The organism is Gluconobacter sp. P1D12_c (assembly GCF_018812105.1).
GTDB lineage: Bacteria > Pseudomonadota > Alphaproteobacteria > Acetobacterales > Acetobacteraceae > Gluconobacter > Gluconobacter oxydans_A.
This window is the reverse complement of the sequence record NZ_JACSIQ010000471.1, coordinates 1-448: the sequence shown is the minus strand read 5'-3', so window position 1 is coordinate 448 and position 448 is coordinate 1. Positions and strand designations below refer to the sequence as shown.

At 47.1% G+C, this 448-nt stretch carries 1 protein-coding gene; it reads left to right on the top strand.

The genetic code is table 11. From position 1 onward, the window contains the following. On the top strand, positions 1-448 hold a 448-nt coding region (locus KP705_RS21805), incomplete at both ends, for a hypothetical protein (protein WP_215765233.1).

Sequence of the window (448 nt, the reverse complement as noted above, 5' to 3'; positions counted from 1 at the left end):
GGCTTATAGCTCGGGATTATTCTGCTGATGAGAATCTGCGTTTTGCGTGTCGTTCGGAACAGGAAGACAGGCGACGCTTCAGGCTTACTGCTGGTGGTTTAGAATACGTTCCAGAGGTTAAGGAAGCGAAGGAATCACGAGGAGAGATTTTTGATGCAGGACCTTCTGAGAATGGTTGTGAGTCATCTTCTCGGATAGGTTTTTATGAGCTTCTTCGTCGCAACAGTGGGAACAAGGTTGATGTGTTTAAACATCTTGAACGCATTGGCAGGGATGAGGCCATAAGGCTTCAATCTGAGCGCATTGCTGACAGGCATGAAGGTCTGGGGATTCCGTCTAGGCGTAAGAAGAAGGATGGCACCTTTTTCAAGGTGGGTTTGCTGTCTGGATTAGCTAAGCAGATGGATGAACAGTTTAGGCATATCATGTTCATTCCTGCTGTTGCTGT